Source organism: Streptacidiphilus sp. ASG 303 (genome assembly GCF_020991365.1).
In the GTDB taxonomy this organism is placed as follows: Bacteria; Actinomycetota; Actinomycetes; order Streptomycetales; family Streptomycetaceae; genus Peterkaempfera.
In genome coordinates this window covers 30,894-44,730 of record NZ_JAJLRA010000025.1, presented here as the reverse complement: position 1 = coordinate 44,730, position 13,837 = coordinate 30,894, and the positions used below count along the sequence as shown (strand labels likewise).

At 76.8% G+C, this 13,837-nt stretch carries 13 protein-coding genes; 2 read left to right on the top strand and 11 right to left on the bottom strand.

The window, feature by feature from the left end; genetic code table 11:
* Positions 1–72: 72 nt before the first annotated feature.
* Both LO771_RS24085 and LO771_RS24080 read right to left on the bottom strand, forming a co-directional pair.
* Entirely contained in the window at positions 73–675 is a 603-nt protein-coding gene (locus LO771_RS24085; protein WP_230746464.1) for a GNAT family N-acetyltransferase, read from the bottom strand.
* Positions 676–872: 197 nt separating this feature from the next.
* Positions 873–2,156, bottom strand: coding sequence for an adenylosuccinate synthase (locus tag LO771_RS24080; protein ID WP_230746462.1), 1,284 nt, complete (start codon positions 2,154–2,156; stop codon positions 873–875).
* Between the two features lie 134 nt (positions 2,157–2,290).
* Here LO771_RS24080 and LO771_RS24075 point away from each other — a divergent pair, with 134 nt between their 5' ends.
* Complete coding sequence (locus tag LO771_RS24075; RefSeq protein WP_230746460.1) at positions 2,291–3,370, top strand: hypothetical protein; 1,080 nt, start codon at positions 2,291–2,293, stop codon at positions 3,368–3,370.
* A 112-nt stretch (positions 3,371–3,482) separates the two neighbouring features.
* Here LO771_RS24075 and LO771_RS24070 read toward each other — a convergent pair whose 3' ends face one another.
* From LO771_RS24070 to fbaA, 5 genes are all read right to left on the bottom strand, one after another.
* Entirely contained in the window at positions 3,483–4,709 is a 1,227-nt protein-coding gene (locus LO771_RS24070; protein ID WP_230746458.1) for a cytochrome P450, read from the bottom strand.
* Positions 4,706–5,695 (bottom strand): alpha/beta hydrolase, encoded by a 990-nt coding sequence (locus tag LO771_RS24065; protein ID WP_230746456.1) that lies wholly within the window; start codon positions 5,693–5,695, stop codon positions 4,706–4,708. Before LO771_RS24065 ends, LO771_RS24070 begins: the two co-directional genes overlap by 4 nt.
* Positions 5,688–6,590 (bottom strand): tryptophan 2,3-dioxygenase, encoded by a 903-nt coding sequence (locus LO771_RS24060; protein ID WP_374228230.1) that lies wholly within the window; start codon positions 6,588–6,590, stop codon positions 5,688–5,690. Before LO771_RS24060 ends, LO771_RS24065 begins: the two co-directional genes overlap by 8 nt.
* A gap of 81 nt (positions 6,591–6,671) precedes the next feature.
* Positions 6,672–7,085 carry a DUF3151 domain-containing protein gene (locus LO771_RS24055; RefSeq protein WP_230746446.1) on the bottom strand — a complete coding sequence of 138 codons (414 nt, stop codon included), beginning with the start codon at positions 7,083–7,085 and terminating at the stop codon, positions 6,672–6,674.
* Between the two features lie 86 nt (positions 7,086–7,171).
* Positions 7,172–8,194, bottom strand: coding sequence for a class II fructose-bisphosphate aldolase (gene fbaA / locus LO771_RS24050; protein WP_230746443.1), 1,023 nt, complete (start codon positions 8,192–8,194; stop codon positions 7,172–7,174).
* Between the two features lie 255 nt (positions 8,195–8,449).
* Here fbaA and LO771_RS24045 point away from each other — a divergent pair, with 255 nt between their 5' ends.
* A complete protein-coding gene (locus LO771_RS24045) occupies positions 8,450–9,187 on the top strand; it encodes a DedA family protein (RefSeq protein WP_230746441.1) in 738 nt (245 codons plus the stop codon).
* A gap of 97 nt (positions 9,188–9,284) precedes the next feature.
* On the opposite strand, the gene pyrE is transcribed toward LO771_RS24045, so the two are convergent.
* From pyrE to LO771_RS24025, 4 genes are all read right to left on the bottom strand, one after another.
* Positions 9,285–9,824: an orotate phosphoribosyltransferase gene (pyrE, locus tag LO771_RS24040; RefSeq protein ID WP_230746438.1), complete on the bottom strand. Its 540-nt coding sequence runs from the start codon at positions 9,822–9,824 to the stop codon at positions 9,285–9,287.
* Positions 9,825–9,859: 35 nt separating this feature from the next.
* Positions 9,860–10,735 carry an aldose 1-epimerase gene (locus LO771_RS24035; RefSeq protein WP_230746436.1) on the bottom strand — a complete coding sequence of 292 codons (876 nt, stop codon included), beginning with the start codon at positions 10,733–10,735 and terminating at the stop codon, positions 9,860–9,862.
* Between the two features lie 144 nt (positions 10,736–10,879).
* The gene (locus LO771_RS24030) at positions 10,880–12,010 is read right to left on the bottom strand and encodes a hypothetical protein (protein ID WP_230746434.1); all 1,131 of its coding nucleotides are present in this window, start codon (positions 12,008–12,010) and stop codon (positions 10,880–10,882) included.
* 238 nt (positions 12,011–12,248) lie between these two features.
* Positions 12,249–13,826, bottom strand: a complete 1,578-nt coding sequence (locus tag LO771_RS24025; protein WP_374228229.1) for a fused MFS/spermidine synthase — start codon at positions 13,824–13,826, stop codon at positions 12,249–12,251.
* Positions 13,827–13,837 lie beyond the last annotated feature (11 nt).

Sequence of the window (13,837 nt, the reverse complement as noted above, 5' to 3'; positions counted from 1 at the left end):
GCGCGCACGCCGGCCGGCCCCGCTCGGTCCCGCCGGCCAGCCCCGCCGGACGGAGCCGCTCGGGCCCGCCGGTCAGCCCCGGGCGAGGCGTGCGGCGAGCCGGGCCTTCGCGGCGGGCCACTCGTCGGCCAGCATCGAGAAGTACACGCTGTCGCGCCAGCTGCCGTCGGGGTACCGGCGGTGGCGGCGCAGGACGCCCTCCTGGACGGCGCCGAGGCGGGCGATGGCGGCGCGGGAGCGCTCGTTGCGGTGGTGGGTCTTCCACTGCACGCGCCCGTAGCCGAGGTCCTCGAAGGCGTGGGTGAGCAGCAGCAGCTTGGACTCGGTGTTGACGGCGGTGCGCCAGACGGCGCGGCCGTACCAGGTCCAGCCGATCTCCAGCCGCTCGTCCTCCTCCACGACCTCCAGGTAGGCGGTCCAGCCGACGGCCCGGCCGGTGGTGCGGTCCACGACCGCGAAGGGGACGCAGAGGCCCCGGCCGGCGTCGGCGAGCAGCTGTCCGGCGAGGACGCCCAGCTCGTCCTCGGTGCGGGGGGTGCGGTGCGGGAGCCAGCGCCACACCTCGTCGTCCCCGCCGCCCGCGGCGAACAGGTCGGGCAGGTGGGCGGGGGTCAGCGGCTCCAGGCGGACGCGGCCGCCCTCCAGGACGGTGGGCACGGGTGTGGCGGCGGGCATGGACGGGACTGTAGCGGCCGATTGCACTAGAGGCAACGGGATTCTGCACCAGTGCAAAAGGGTCCGGAGACGGCGGTGGCGCCGGCGCGGATCCGCCGGCGGCACCGCCGCCGCCCCGGCCCGCGGGGGCCGGGGCGGCGGTCACCGGACCCGGGTCGCAGGACCCGTGTCACGGGACCCGTGTCACAGGACCCGCGTCACAGGAAGGAGTTGATCTCGATCGTCTCGGTGCGGCCCGGGCCGACGCCCACGGCCGAGATCGGGGCGCCCGACATCTCCTCCAGCGCCTTCACGTACGCCTGGGCGTTCTTCGGCAGGTCGCCGAAGGTCTTCGCCTTGGTGATGTCCTCCGACCAGCCCGGCAGCATCTCGTAGACCGGCTTGGCGTGGTGGAAGTCCGACTGGTTGTACGGCAGCTCCTCCACCCGGCGGCCGTCGATCTCGTAGGCGACGCAGACCGGGATCTGCTCCCAGCCGGTGAGCACGTCCAGCTTGGTGAGGAAGAAGTCGGTGAGGCCGTTGACCCGGGTCGCGTAGCGGGCGATCACCGCGTCGAACCAGCCGCAGCGCCGGTCGCGGCCGGTGGTCACGCCCCGCTCGCCGCCGATGCGGCGCAGCGCCTCGCCGTCCTCGTCGAAGAGCTCGGTCGGGAACGGGCCGGAGCCCACGCGGGTGGTGTACGCCTTGAGGATGCCGATGACCCGGTCGATGCGGGTGGGCCCGATGCCGGAGCCGGTGCAGGCGCCGCCCGACGTGGGGTTGGACGAGGTCACGAAGGGGTACGTCCCGTGGTCCACGTCCAGCAGGGTGCCCTGGCCGCCCTCCAGCAGCACGACCTTGCCGGCGTCGAGCGCCTGGTTGAGGACGAGCGTGGTGTCGGCGAGGTACGGGCGGATCTTCTCGGCGTAGCCGAGGTACTCCTGGACGACCAGCTCGGCCGGCATCGCGCGGCGGTTGTAGAGCTTGACCAGGATCTGGTTCTTGTCGTGGAGGGCGGCCTCCACCTTCTGCTGCAGGATCGACTCGTCGAAGAGGTCCTGCACCCGGATGCCCACGCGGTTGATCTTGTCCGCGTAGGCGGGACCGATGCCGCGCCCGGTGGTGCCGATCCGCCGCTTGCCCAGGAAGCGCTCGGTGACCTTGTCGATCGTCCGGTGGTACGGCGTGATCAGGTGCGCGTTGCCGGAGATCAGCAGCTTGGAGGTGTCGATGCCCCGCTGCTCCAGACCCGAGAGCTCGGAGAGCAGCACGCCCGGGTCGATCACGACGCCGTTGCCGATCACCGGGGTGCAGTTGGGGCTGAGGATGCCGGAGGGGAGGAGGTGGAGGGCGTACTTCTGGTCGCCGACGACCACCGTGTGGCCGGCGTTGTTGCCGCCCTGGTAGCGGACCACGTAGTCCACGGAGCCGCCGAGGAGGTCGGTGGCCTTCCCCTTGCCCTCGTCACCCCACTGAGCCCCGACGAGCACGAGTGCGGGCACAGGCGTACACCCCTTCCGGGCGGGGCATCCTGGCGGCGGAAGGCCGCCGGATTCGGCCCCGAGATAGACGAAGCCCCTGGCGCAACAGCGCAAGGGGCTCTTGCACCGAGAGATTACCTGAGGAAGGACCGCTGGTGTCGTCCGAGCACACGGCAGGGCAGCCGCTGCTGGTGGTCATCGATCCCGCCGCCCGGCGGGCGGACGGGGAGTCGGTGCGGATCGCCGGGGACGTGCTCCGCGGCGCCGCCGCGGTGAAGGTCGCGGTGCCGGAGACGGCGGCGGAGCTCGACCGGGTGCTCGCCCACCGGGGCCGCAAGCGGCCGGTGGTGGTGGGCGACGACCGGGCGCTGCAGCGGGTGGTGCAGACCCTGCACCGGCAGCGGGAACTGGGCGCCGGCGCGGTGGGCCTCATACCGGTGGGCGACACCCCCTCCACCGCGCTGGCCAGGGCTTTGGGCGTCCCGGCGGAGCCGGTGGCGGCGGCCCGGGCGGTCCTGGGCGGCGGCGAGCGGAGCCTGGACCTGCTGGTGGACGACAGCGGCGGGGTGGTGCTCGGCGGCCTGTGCATCCCGGGCCGTCCGCCGCTGCGGCCGGGCGTCCGCGGCGGCGGGGAGCACCGGTCGGCGGCGGACGCCGGGGCGCACCCCGGGGCGCCGGGGGCGGACGGCCCGCCGGACGGGTGGCCGACGGCCGTCCGGGCGTACGGGGACGGGGACGACCCGCCGTGCTGTTCGCTCTCGGCGAAATCCGCTGCGGCCGGGCAGGCGACCCCGGCGGAGTCCGGCTGGCGCTCCCTGCTGGTACCGGCGCGGCTGGGCCGTACGGCCCGCAGCCTCGCCCGCGCGGTCCTCGCCGGACCGGCGGCCGTGCACGACGGACCCGGCCAGCGGCTGCGGATCGAGGCCGACGGCACCCTCCTCGCCGACACCGACCGGCCGGTGCACCTGGTGGCCGTCCGGCTCGCCGCCCTCGCCGCGCTCCACGGGGAGACGGCCTGGCGGCCCGGGCCGGCCGACGGCGCGGTGGAGGTGCTGGTCCGCTCCCCCTCGGCGGCCGGCCACGGCCTGCGGGTCCGGGCCCGCACCGTCACGGTCTCCGGACGCGGCTTCAGCTACGAGGCGGACAGCGGGTTCGCGGGGCCCGTCCGCTTCCGCACCTGGACCGTCCGGCCCGCGGCCTGGCGGCTCACGGTGCCCTCCGCGCGGCATTCCTGACGCACCGCCATGAACGGGCGGCGGCCCCGGACGGGCGGCGTCGGCCGGAGGCACCGGCGGGCCGGGGCCGGGGCCGCCGGGCCCGGCCGGCCGCCTCCCGCAGACCGGTCCGTCACACCTCGACCGGCAGCTCCGCCAGGCCGCGGATGACGTAGCCGGGCCGCCACTGCGGCTCCCGCACCGGCGACAGCCGCGGCGCGGCCCGCAGCACCGCGCCGAAGGACTCGGCGAGCTCCAGCCGCGCCAGCGGGGCGCCCAGGCAGAAGTGGATGCCCGCGCCGAAGCTGATGTGGGGGTTGTCGGCCCGGGCCAGGTCCAGCCGGTCCGGGTCCGCGAACCGCGCCGGGTCCCGGTTGGCGGAGCCGAACAGCAGCGCCACCTCCGAGCCGCGCGGGATCCGCACCCCGGCGACCTCGATGTCGTCCAGCACCCACCGCTCGAACATCTGCAGCGGTGTGTCGTACCGCATCAGCTCCTCGACCGCGGTGGGCAGCAGCCGCTCCGGGTCGGCCCGCAGCTGCGCGAGCCGGTCCGGGTGGCGCAGCAGCGCCCACCAGCCGTTGGCCGTGGTGTTCACGGTCGCCTCGTGGCCGGCGTTGAGCAGCAGCACGCAGGTGGAGACCAGCTCCTGCTCGCTGAGCCGGTCCCCCTCGTCGTGGGCGGCGACCAGGGCCGAGACGAGGTCGCCGCCGGGGTTGCGGCGGCGCTCGGCGGCCAGGGCCCGCAGGTAGTCCGAGAACTCCGTGGAGGCCCGCACCGCGCGGGCCGCCGCCTCCTCGGAGGGGTTCAGCTCGAACATGCCGGTGATCGCCTCCGACCAGGGCCGCAGCAGGCCGCGGTCCGCCTCCGGGACGCCCAGCATCTCGGCGATCACCGCGACCGGCAGCGGCTCGGCGACCCGGGCCACCAGGTCGCCCCCGCCGTCCGCGACCAGGCCGGCCGCCAGCTCCTCCGCGAGCCGCCGCACGGTGGGGCGCAGCGACTCCACCATGCGCGGGGTGAAGGCCTTGGACACCAGGCGGCGGATGCGGGTGTGGTCGGGCGGCTCCAGGTCGAGCAGCCCGTGCCCGTTGAGGGTGTGGAAGGGCTCGTGCTCGGGCGGCGGCGGGGTGCGGCCGAACTCCTCGTGGCCGAAGCGGTGCAGGTAGGTGCGGCCCAGGCGGCGGTCCCGCAGCAGCGCCGAGACGTCCGCGTGGCGGGAGACCAGCCACTGGCCGGTGGGCTCGTAGCGGGACACCGGGGCCTGCTCCCGCAGCCGGGCGTACACGTCGTAGGGGTGCGCCACGAAGGCGGGCGACCAGGGGTCGAAGCCGAGGGCCTCGGCGGACGGGGCGTTCACCGGCCTCCCTCCTCCGGGGCCTCCGGGGCGCCGTCCGCGGGCGGGGCCGCCGCCGGTGCCGTCGTGGCCGCGTCCAGGGCGCGCAGGGCGTCCAGCAGCACCCCGCACGCCGCCGTGCCGGGGTCCACGGGCGCGAAGTGGCCCACCCCGGGCAGCGGGAGCATCCGCACCGCCGGGTCGGCCGCCGCGTACGCCCGGGAGCGGGCCACCGGGACGTCCGGGTCGTCCTCGCCGTGCACCACGACGGTGGGGACCCCGGTCGGCCCGAGGGCCGCCGGGTCCGCGTACGGCAGGCGCTCCGCGACCCGGTCGGCACCGCCGAGGAGGGCGGCCGCGGCACCGCCGCCGCTGCCGTCCGCGACGGCGGCGGCGAGGTCGGCCACCGGGGCGACGGCGAGCACGCCGCGCGGCCGCCGCCCGCCGCGCCACGGCGCGTCGGCCGGGAGGAGGTGCCGGGCCGCCGCCCACAGCGCCAGGTGCCCCCCGGCCGAGTGGCCGAGCAGCAGCGGCGCCCTCCCCGAGGACGGCACGTCGGCCGCCAGGGTGCCGGACGCCGCGGCGTCGACCAGCGCGGCGGTGTCGTCCAGGGTCCCCGGCCAGCCCCCGGCGCCCCCCACCCGCCGGTACTCCGCCAGCACGGCGTGGAAGCCGGAGGCGGCCAGGTGGGCGGCGAGCGGCGAGAGGTGGCGCCGGTCGTACTGCTGCTTCCAGAACCCGCCGTGGAGCAGCAGCACCGTGGGCGCGTCCGGGTCGGCGGCCCGCCACAGGTCGCAGACCTGGTCCGGGTGGCCGCCGTAGCGCAGGGTCCGCGGCGGCTCCACCGGCGGCCTGCCCAGGGCCCGGCGCTCCTCCTCGGCGGGGCCGCAGGCGGCGGCGGTCGGCGGGGCGACGGCGGTCGGCGGGGCCGCGGCGGACACGGCGGACACGGCGGCGCGGGCGGCCGGGGCGGCGCGGTGCGGTCCGCCGCCCCGCAGGGCGTCAGACATGGCTGCGGGCCGTCCACAGCTCCGGGAAGACCGAGCGCGCGGCCCGCTTCTCCAGCCACGCCACGCCCGGCGACCCGCCGCTGCCCGCCTTGGCGCCCATGGCGCGGCGGGTGGCCAGCAGGTGGTCGCTGCGCCAGCGCCACACCAGTTCGCCGACGTCGGTGAGCACCTCGCCGAGGGCGACCAGCGGGCTGCCCTGGGGGCCGGCGTAGACCTGCCGCCACACCTCCTCGACGCCGGGGTGCGGGGTCCAGGGCTGCGTCACGTCGCGGTCCAGCACCTCCCGGGGCACCGGCAGGCCCTGCCGGTGCAGGTGGTCCATCACCGCGTCGTAGAGGCACGGCTCGGCGAGGGCCGCCTCCAGCTCCGCGTGCACCCGGGGGTGGCCCCGGTGGGGGCGGAGCAGCGACAGCGACTTGTCGCCCAGCAGGAACTCCACCTGCCGGTACATCGCCGACTGGAAGCCCGAGGCCTCGCCCAGCGCGGTGCGGTAGGCGTTGAACTGCGCCGGGGTGAGGGCGGCGATGGGCCGCCAGGAGTCGTTGAGCGCCCGGTGCGCGGTGAGGCTGCGGCGCAGCGCCTCCATCGCCCGTTCGGTGTCGTCCTTGAACAGGGCGTCCCGGGCGGTGCGCCACTCGTGGACGAGCAGGGTGAACCACAGCTCCATGACCTGGGTGGTGACCAGGAAGGCCATCTCGCCCGGATCGTCGGAGAGCGGCTGCTGGAGGCCCGTGAGCACGGAGGCGTGCACGTAGTCCTCGTACGGGGTCGTCCCCTCGAACTCCAGGGTGGGTGTGCCCTGCGCGGAGTCTCCGGTGACGGCGGCGGGATCGGTGTCGGGGTCGTTCACAGGGGTCTCCTCATCGGCTCCGCGAACCGTTGTGATCCCTATCATGTGCCCCGGTCCGGGGGGAAGGGCCGCCGGTGTGCGCCCCCGGCGCCGCCGCGGCGGGCGGCGCCGGGGGCGGGGCGGCCGTCAGCCGAGGGTGTCCGCCGCGGTGGGCGAGCTGTCGCGCAGGAACTGGGCGCAGCGCTCGGCCTCGGGCTTCTCGCCGATCGCGTCGGCGGCGCGGGCCAGGGCGTGCAGGGCGCGCAGGAAGCCGCGGTTGGGCTCGTGCTCCCACGGCACCGGGCCGTGGCCCTTCCAGCCGCTGCGGCGCAGCGCGTCCAGGCCGCGGTGGTAGCCGGTGCGGGCGTAGGCGTAGGACTCGACCACCCGGCCGCCGGCGAAGGCGTCGTCGGCGAGCTGCGCCCAGGCCAGGGAGGAGGTGGGGTGCGCGGCGGCCACCTCGGCCGGGGAGGCGCCGGAGGCCAGCAGATCCGCCGGCTCGGGCTCGGCGGGCAGGTGCGTCGGGGGCGGGCCCCCGAGCAGGTTCTCGTGGAGGTTCATGGCACCAGTCTGACGGGTGGGCCCGACGGGTGCGGGCACGCCGGTGCCCCGGCGCGGGAGTCCGCGCCGGGGCACCCGGGTGACGCCTACTTGAGCTTCGCGCCGGCGGAGCGCAGGCTCTGCGCGGCCTCGACGACGCGGGAGGCCATGCCGGCCTCGGCGAGCTTGCCCCAGGTCCGCGGGTCGTAGGTGGACTTCCGGCCGACCTCGCCGTCGACCTTCAGGACGCCGTCGTAGTTGCGGAACATGTGGTCCACGACCGGGCGGGTGAAGGCGTACTGGGTGTCGGTGTCGATGTTCATCTTGACGACGCCGTGCTCCAGGGCGGTGGAGATCTCCTCGGCGGTGGAGCCGGAGCCGCCGTGGAAGACGAAGTAGAACGGGTCCTTCCGGCCGAACTTCGCGCCCACGCCGTCCTGCAGCTCGCGCAGCAGCTCCGGCTTGAGGACGACGTTGCCCGGCTTGTAGACGCCGTGGACGTTGCCGAAGGAGGCGGCCAGCAGGTACCGGCCCTTCTCCCCCAGGCCGAGGGCCTCGGCGGTGCGGACCGCGTCGGCGACGGAGGTGTACAGCTCGTCGTTGATCTCGTGGGAGACGCCGTCCTCCTCGCCGCCGGTCGGGGTGATCTCGACCTCGAGGACGATCTTCGCCTTGGCGGCCTCGGCGAGCAGCTCCTGGGCGATCTCCAGGTTGTCGGCGAGGGTCTCGGCGGAGCCGTCCCACATGTGGGACTGGAAGAGGGGGTTGCGGCCCTGGGCGACGCGGTCCTGCGACACCTTGATCAGCGGGCGGACGTAGCCGTCCAGCTTGTCCTTGGGGCAGTGGTCGGTGTGCAGCGCCACGGTGACCGGGTACTTCTCGGCCACGATGTGCGCGAACTCGGCCAGCGCCACGGCGCCGGTCACCATGTCCTTGCTGTACTGGCCGCCCAGGAACTCGGCGCCACCGGTGGAGATCTGGATGATGCCGTCGCTCTCCGCCTCGGCGAACCCGCGCAGCGCGGCGTGCAGGGTCTGCGACGAGGTGACGTTGATGGCCGGGTAGGCGAACTTGCCCGCCTTGGCCCGGTCCAGCATCTCGGAGTAGACCTCGGGAGTTGCGATGGGCATGCGAATCCGCTCCTGTCGGTGTGCGGTGTACGTACGGTGAACGCCTGTGCCATCCTCCCAGAAGAGGCCCTGGGCTTCACCTTCCTGCCCGTCAGGCGGGACGGCGGGCGCGTCGGCGCGGGCCGGGCCGCGGCGGGGGAGGGTCCGGAGGCGGGGGACGGCGGGGGACGGCGGGCGCCGGGGCCCTCGGGTGCGGCGCGGCCGCCGCAGGGGCGGACTCGTGGTCGGCGGAGGCCCTCCCGCTACTCTGCACCGGTGGACACGACGACGCTCGCGCTCAACCTCCTCGACGCCAAGTCGCTGATCTCCTCGCTCGGCGCGATCGGGATCCTCGCGATCATCTTCGCCGAGACGGGCCTGCTGATCGGCTTCTTCTTCCCCGGCGACTCCCTGCTGATCCTGGCCGGCGTGGCCGCCTCCGGCGCCGCCGCCAAGGTCTTCGGCGAGGGCGTCCAGATGCCCATCGCGGCCCTCCTGCTGGGCGCCCCCCTGGCGGCCGTCGCGGGGGCGCAGCTGGGCCACCTCATCGGCGCCAAGGTCGGCCCGCGGATGTTCGACAAACCCGAGTCGAAGGTCTTCCGGCGGGAGTACGTGGAGAAGGCCGAGTACTACTTCGGCAAGTTCGGGCCGGCCAAGGCCGTGGTCATGGCCCGCTTCATCCCCATCGTGCGGACCTTCCTCAACCCGGTGGCGGGCACCCTGGAGATGCCGGCCCGCACCTTCTTCGTCTGGAACGTCGTCGGCGGCGTGCTGTGGACCGAGTCCATGCTGCTCATCGGCTACCTCACCGGCGACCAGCTGGCCGGTGTGATCGACAAGTACCTCATCCCGGCCATGGCGCTCATCGTGCTGCTGTCGGTCTCGCCGATCCTGGTCGAGGTGTGGCGCGAGCGGCGGAAGAAGAAGGCGGGCCTCGACCTCGAGCCCGAGGTCGACGCCCCGTACGCCCGGGACACGGCCGGGCAGGGCGGCGGGCGGCACCGCCGCCGCTGAGCGGTCCGGTACACGGCCGAGGGCGGATGTTCCACGTGGAACATCCGCCCTCGGCCGTGTACCGGACCGGTCCGGCTCCCGCCGTCCGGGGAGGCGGTCAGTCCAGGCCGAGGTCGCCGGGGACGTAGGCGGTGTAGTAGGGCAGGCCCGCCTCCTTGACCGCCGGGGCGGCGCCGCGCTCCACGATCACCGCGACGCCGACCACCTCGGCGCCCGCCTCGCGCAGCGCCTCCACCGCGGTCAGGACCGAGCCGCCGGTGGTGGAGGTGTCCTCCACGGCCAGCACCCGGCGGCCCCGGACGTCCGGGCCCTCGATCCGGCGCTGGAGGCCGTGCGCCTTGCCGGTCTTGCGGACGACGAAGGCGTCCAGGCGGCGGCCGCGGGCCGCGGCGGCGTGCAGCATCGCGGCGGCGACCGGGTCGGCACCCAGGGTCAGGCCGCCGACGGCGTCGTACGGCAGGTCGGCGGTGAGGTCCAGCATCACCCGGCCCACCAGCGGGGCGGCCTCGCCGTCGAGCGTGATGCGGCGCAGGTCGACGTAGTAGTCGGCCTCCTTGCCGGAGGAGAGGGTGACCCTGCCGTGGACGACGGCCTTGTCCTTGATCTGCGCCAGCAGGGCGTCACGGTCGTTGCTCATGGACCACCAGCCTAGTTCGCCCGGCGGCCGGCGCCTCACGGGCGCTCCCACCGCCAGACCGTCTCCGCCTCCAGGGGGTCGATCGGGGTGACCAGGCGGGGCCGGGTGTTGAGGCCGTTGGGCGGCCCGCTCTGCGGCTCGAAGCAGAGGGCGTCGCCCAGCTGGTCGAAGACCACCGCCCAGCGGCAGTCGCTGGTGACGGTCATCCGCAGCAGGCCCGGCCAGTCCAGGACGGCGCGGACGCCGTCCGGCATGCCGAAGCAGTCGTCCCAGGGGCCCGGCTGCGGCTCGATGCGCCGGCCGGTGGGCAGGTGGTCGGCGCCGCGCTCCTCCTGCCACGCGGGCGCGAAGTCCACCTGGAGCGGCCGGCTGCCCTCCGGCGCGCCGAGGGGGTGCCGCAGGAACCAGGGGTGCCAGCCGACCTGTGCCGGGAAGGAGTCCCCGCGCGTCTCCACCTCCAGGGTGGTGCGCAGCTCGTCCGGCCCGAGCACGAAGCGCTGGGTGACCCGTCCGGGGTAGGGCCACGGGTCCGCCAGGTCGTGGACGAAGACGGCCTCCCGGTCGGTCGGCGGCGCGGCGAGCCGCCAGGCCCCGGTCAGCGCCGTGCCGTGGATCGCGTGCGGCGGCAGCACGTCGGTGGGCAGCCGGTGCCGCACCGGGCCGTTGTTGAAGACCCCGCGGTCCACCCGGCCGGCCCAGGGGACCATGGGGAAGCTGCCCCAGCCGAAGAGCCGGTCCGAGGGTGCGGCGTCGGGCTCCGCCGGGGGCCGGCGGAGGAGTTCCAGTCCGCCGATGCGCAGGCTGCCGAGGCGGCAGCCCGCGTCGGGCAGCACCGTCAGCGCGGCCTCGCCGGCGGTGAGGCGGACGGCGGACGGGGTGTCCGGGAGGAGGTCGGCGGCAGCGCTGGTCAAGGGGGCTCCGTCTTCGTTGCGGCGGGCGGGCGGGGTGGCGGGGCGGGAGGCGGACGGGCGGGGAGGTCGCACGGGACGGGGCGGCGGGACGGAGGGGCGGGGCGGAGGGGCGGGGCGGAGGGGCGGCGGGCCCGGCCGGCCCGGTCAGCGCCTGCGCAGGACGCGGGCCAGCGCGACCGCACCGCCCACCACGGCCGCACCGCCCCCGATCACCCAGGGCAGCAGGCTGCGGTCGGCGTCCGGCGCGGCCACCGGCGTGGCCGGTCCGCGGTCGGCGCCGGGCCTGCGGGCCGCCACCCTGCCTCGGGCGCCGCGGGCGGGCAGCGCCGGCGCGTACCGGCCGCGGGGCGGGGCGTGGTCGACCTCCTCCGCGGAGCGGCCCACGATGGAGCGGCGGACCGGCCCGTCGAGCGGGTCCGCGCCGTCGGCGCCCCGGGCCGCGGCCCGGCCGCCGGGGAGCGGGTCGCCGGGGAGCGGGTCGCCGGGGAGCGGGAGGGCGCCGTGGTCCGGGAGGGGGGCGGCCCCGGGGGCGTCCGGGTCCTCCAGGCCCTCCAACTCCCCGAGCTCCTCGAGCTCCTCCAGGCGGGCGTCGACCGTCCCGGCGGCCTCGGCGGGCTCCTCCGGTCCGTCCGCCGCAGGGTCGTCGACGTCCCCCGCGTCACCGGCCCGGTCCTCGGGGGCCGCGGCCCCGGCGGAGCCGTCCCCGGAGGGGTCGCCTGCGGCGGGGTCGCCCGCGGCGTGCTCCGCGGCGAGCGCGGCGGCCGTCCGCTCCAGCAGGCGCTGTCCGGCCGCGGCGGCCGCCGCCGGATCGGCCTCGGCCAGGCGGCCCTGGACGGCGACCTTGCCGGTGACCACCAGCACCGCCGTGCCGGAGCCGGCGGGCCCCTCCTCGACGGCGACGCGCAGGGCCAGGGACACCTGCCCGGCGCCGCGCACCTCGCGGGCCTCGGCGGTGACCGAGACGGCGCCGTCCCCGCCGCCGCCGTCCCCGCCGCCGCCGTCCCCGCCGCCGCCGTCCCCGCCGCCGCCGTCCGGGGCGACGGCGAACTCGCCGCGGTAGGTGATGCTGGCGCCGCCGACCCGCAGGCGCAGCCGCCCGGAGACGGTCCCGTCCGCCCGGCCCGGCCCGCCGGAACCCGGTCCGTCCGGCTGCGGCACTCCGGGTTCAGGACCGTCGACGGTCAGCCCCGGGACGCACCGGGCCAGCAGGCCGGGTTCGCGGAGCGCCTGCCGGACGAGCCGGGCCGGAAGCGGGACGGGGACCTGATGCTCCATGTGGGGAGCCTACCCACCTGCCGCGGTCGCGAAGGGCGTTGCGCCGTGGACGCGCGGACCCCGGCCCGCCGGCCCTCCCGTCGCAGGTCCGCAGGCCCCGGCACGGCCCCTGCACGGCCCCGGCGGCGGTCGGCGCGCGGCGCGCAAGGGGGCGTGCGACGTGAGCCGGGAGCGGGCGGCAGGGCGGGCGGCAGGGGCGGGCGGCGTGCGGTACGGGCGGCGGTGCTCCGGGGCGTCCTCACCGCAGCGGCCGGAGGAGGGTCTCCGGGGGCGGGAGCGGACCGGTGCCGGAGGCCGCGGGGACGGCGGGGGGAACCGGACGCGCAAGCGCCCCGCCCCCGGGCGGCGCGGCGAGGAGGAACCCCTGGTCCGCCGTGCTCCCGCAGCCGGACGCGGCCTGGCGCACGGTGTACGCGGCGGTCCGCAGCGGCACGGCGCGCAGCGCCGCCTCCACGGTCCTGAACCGGCCCCGGTCGGCGGTCCCGGCACCCGACCCGAACGGCCCGGCCGCCACGGCGAGCCGGCCGCGGGGGGCGAGCAGGCGTGCGGCCAGTCCGTAGAACTCCTCCGTCCGGAGGTCCGCGCCGTGCGCGTCCCCGGGCCCGGGCGGGTCGACGAGGACGACGTCGAACGGGGGCGCGGCGGCCGCCGCGCCGCGCAGCCAGACCAGGGGGTCGGCCGCGGCGACCAGGACCCGGGGATCGTCCAGCGCGTGCCCGTTGAGCGCGGTCAGTGCCGGGTCGGTCCGGGCGAGCCGGGTGACGTCGGGGTCGGGCTGCACGGCCACGACCCGGCGCACGCCCGGGTGCCGCAGCACCTCCCGGACGACGAGGCCGCCGCCCCCGCCGAGGACCAGCACCCGGCGGTGCGGGCCGGCCATGGCCGGCCGCGTCAGGGCCTGCGGGAGGCGGTCCCGGTCGGCGGCGCACAGGACGGGCCGTCCGTCGAGGTAGAGCCGCAGTCCGGCGCCGGAGGCCGTCCCGGTGAGGACGACCTCCTGGTGGAGGCCCTGTTCGGCGAGGCGCACCCGGTCCCCGTAGAGCGTCCGCCGGGCGGCGCGCTCCACCGCGGGGGTGCCGCACGCCGCCGCGGCGAGCGCGGCCAGCACCAGGCCGCAGGCCGCCCGGAGCAGCAGGCGGGTGCGCGGCGGCGACTCGTCGCGGAAGAGCCACAGGGCGACCGCGCCGCCCGCGACCGCGTTGACCGCGCCGGCCAGTATCGCCCCGGCGGCCTGGCCGAGGGCCGGGAGCAGGAGGAAGGGGAAGGCGAGGCCGCCGACGAGGGCGCCCACGTAGTCGGCGGCGAAGAGGTCGGCGACGGCGTGGCCCGCGTCCTCCCGGCGGATGCGCTGGACGAGGGTCATCAGCAGCGGGATCTCGGTACCGACGAGCACCCCGATCAGGGCGGCGAGGCCCACGGTGGCGGCCCGGCACCCCCCCAGCCAGGCCCAGCAGGCGTACAGGGCGAGCCCGGAGAGGCCGCCGGTCAGGGCCAGCAGCGACTCCACGACGGCGAAGGCCGCGGCCGGGCGCCGGGTGAGGCGCTTGGCGAGCAGCGAGCCCAGGCCCATGGCGAAGACCATCACCGAGAGGACGAGGGAGGTCTGGGTGACCGGGTCGCCGATCAGCCGCCCGCCGAGGGCGACCAGCTCCAGTTCGTATACCAGCCCGCAGGCCGCGCAGACGAAGGCGGCGAGCAGCACCAGCAGCCGTGCCGGCCCGGACGGTGCCCGGGTGCGGGCGCGGGTGCGGTGCGGGGCGGCAGGCGGGTCGCCGACGGGCCGGCGGACGGCCGTTCCGGTGGACTGGTCGATCACGAACAAACGCT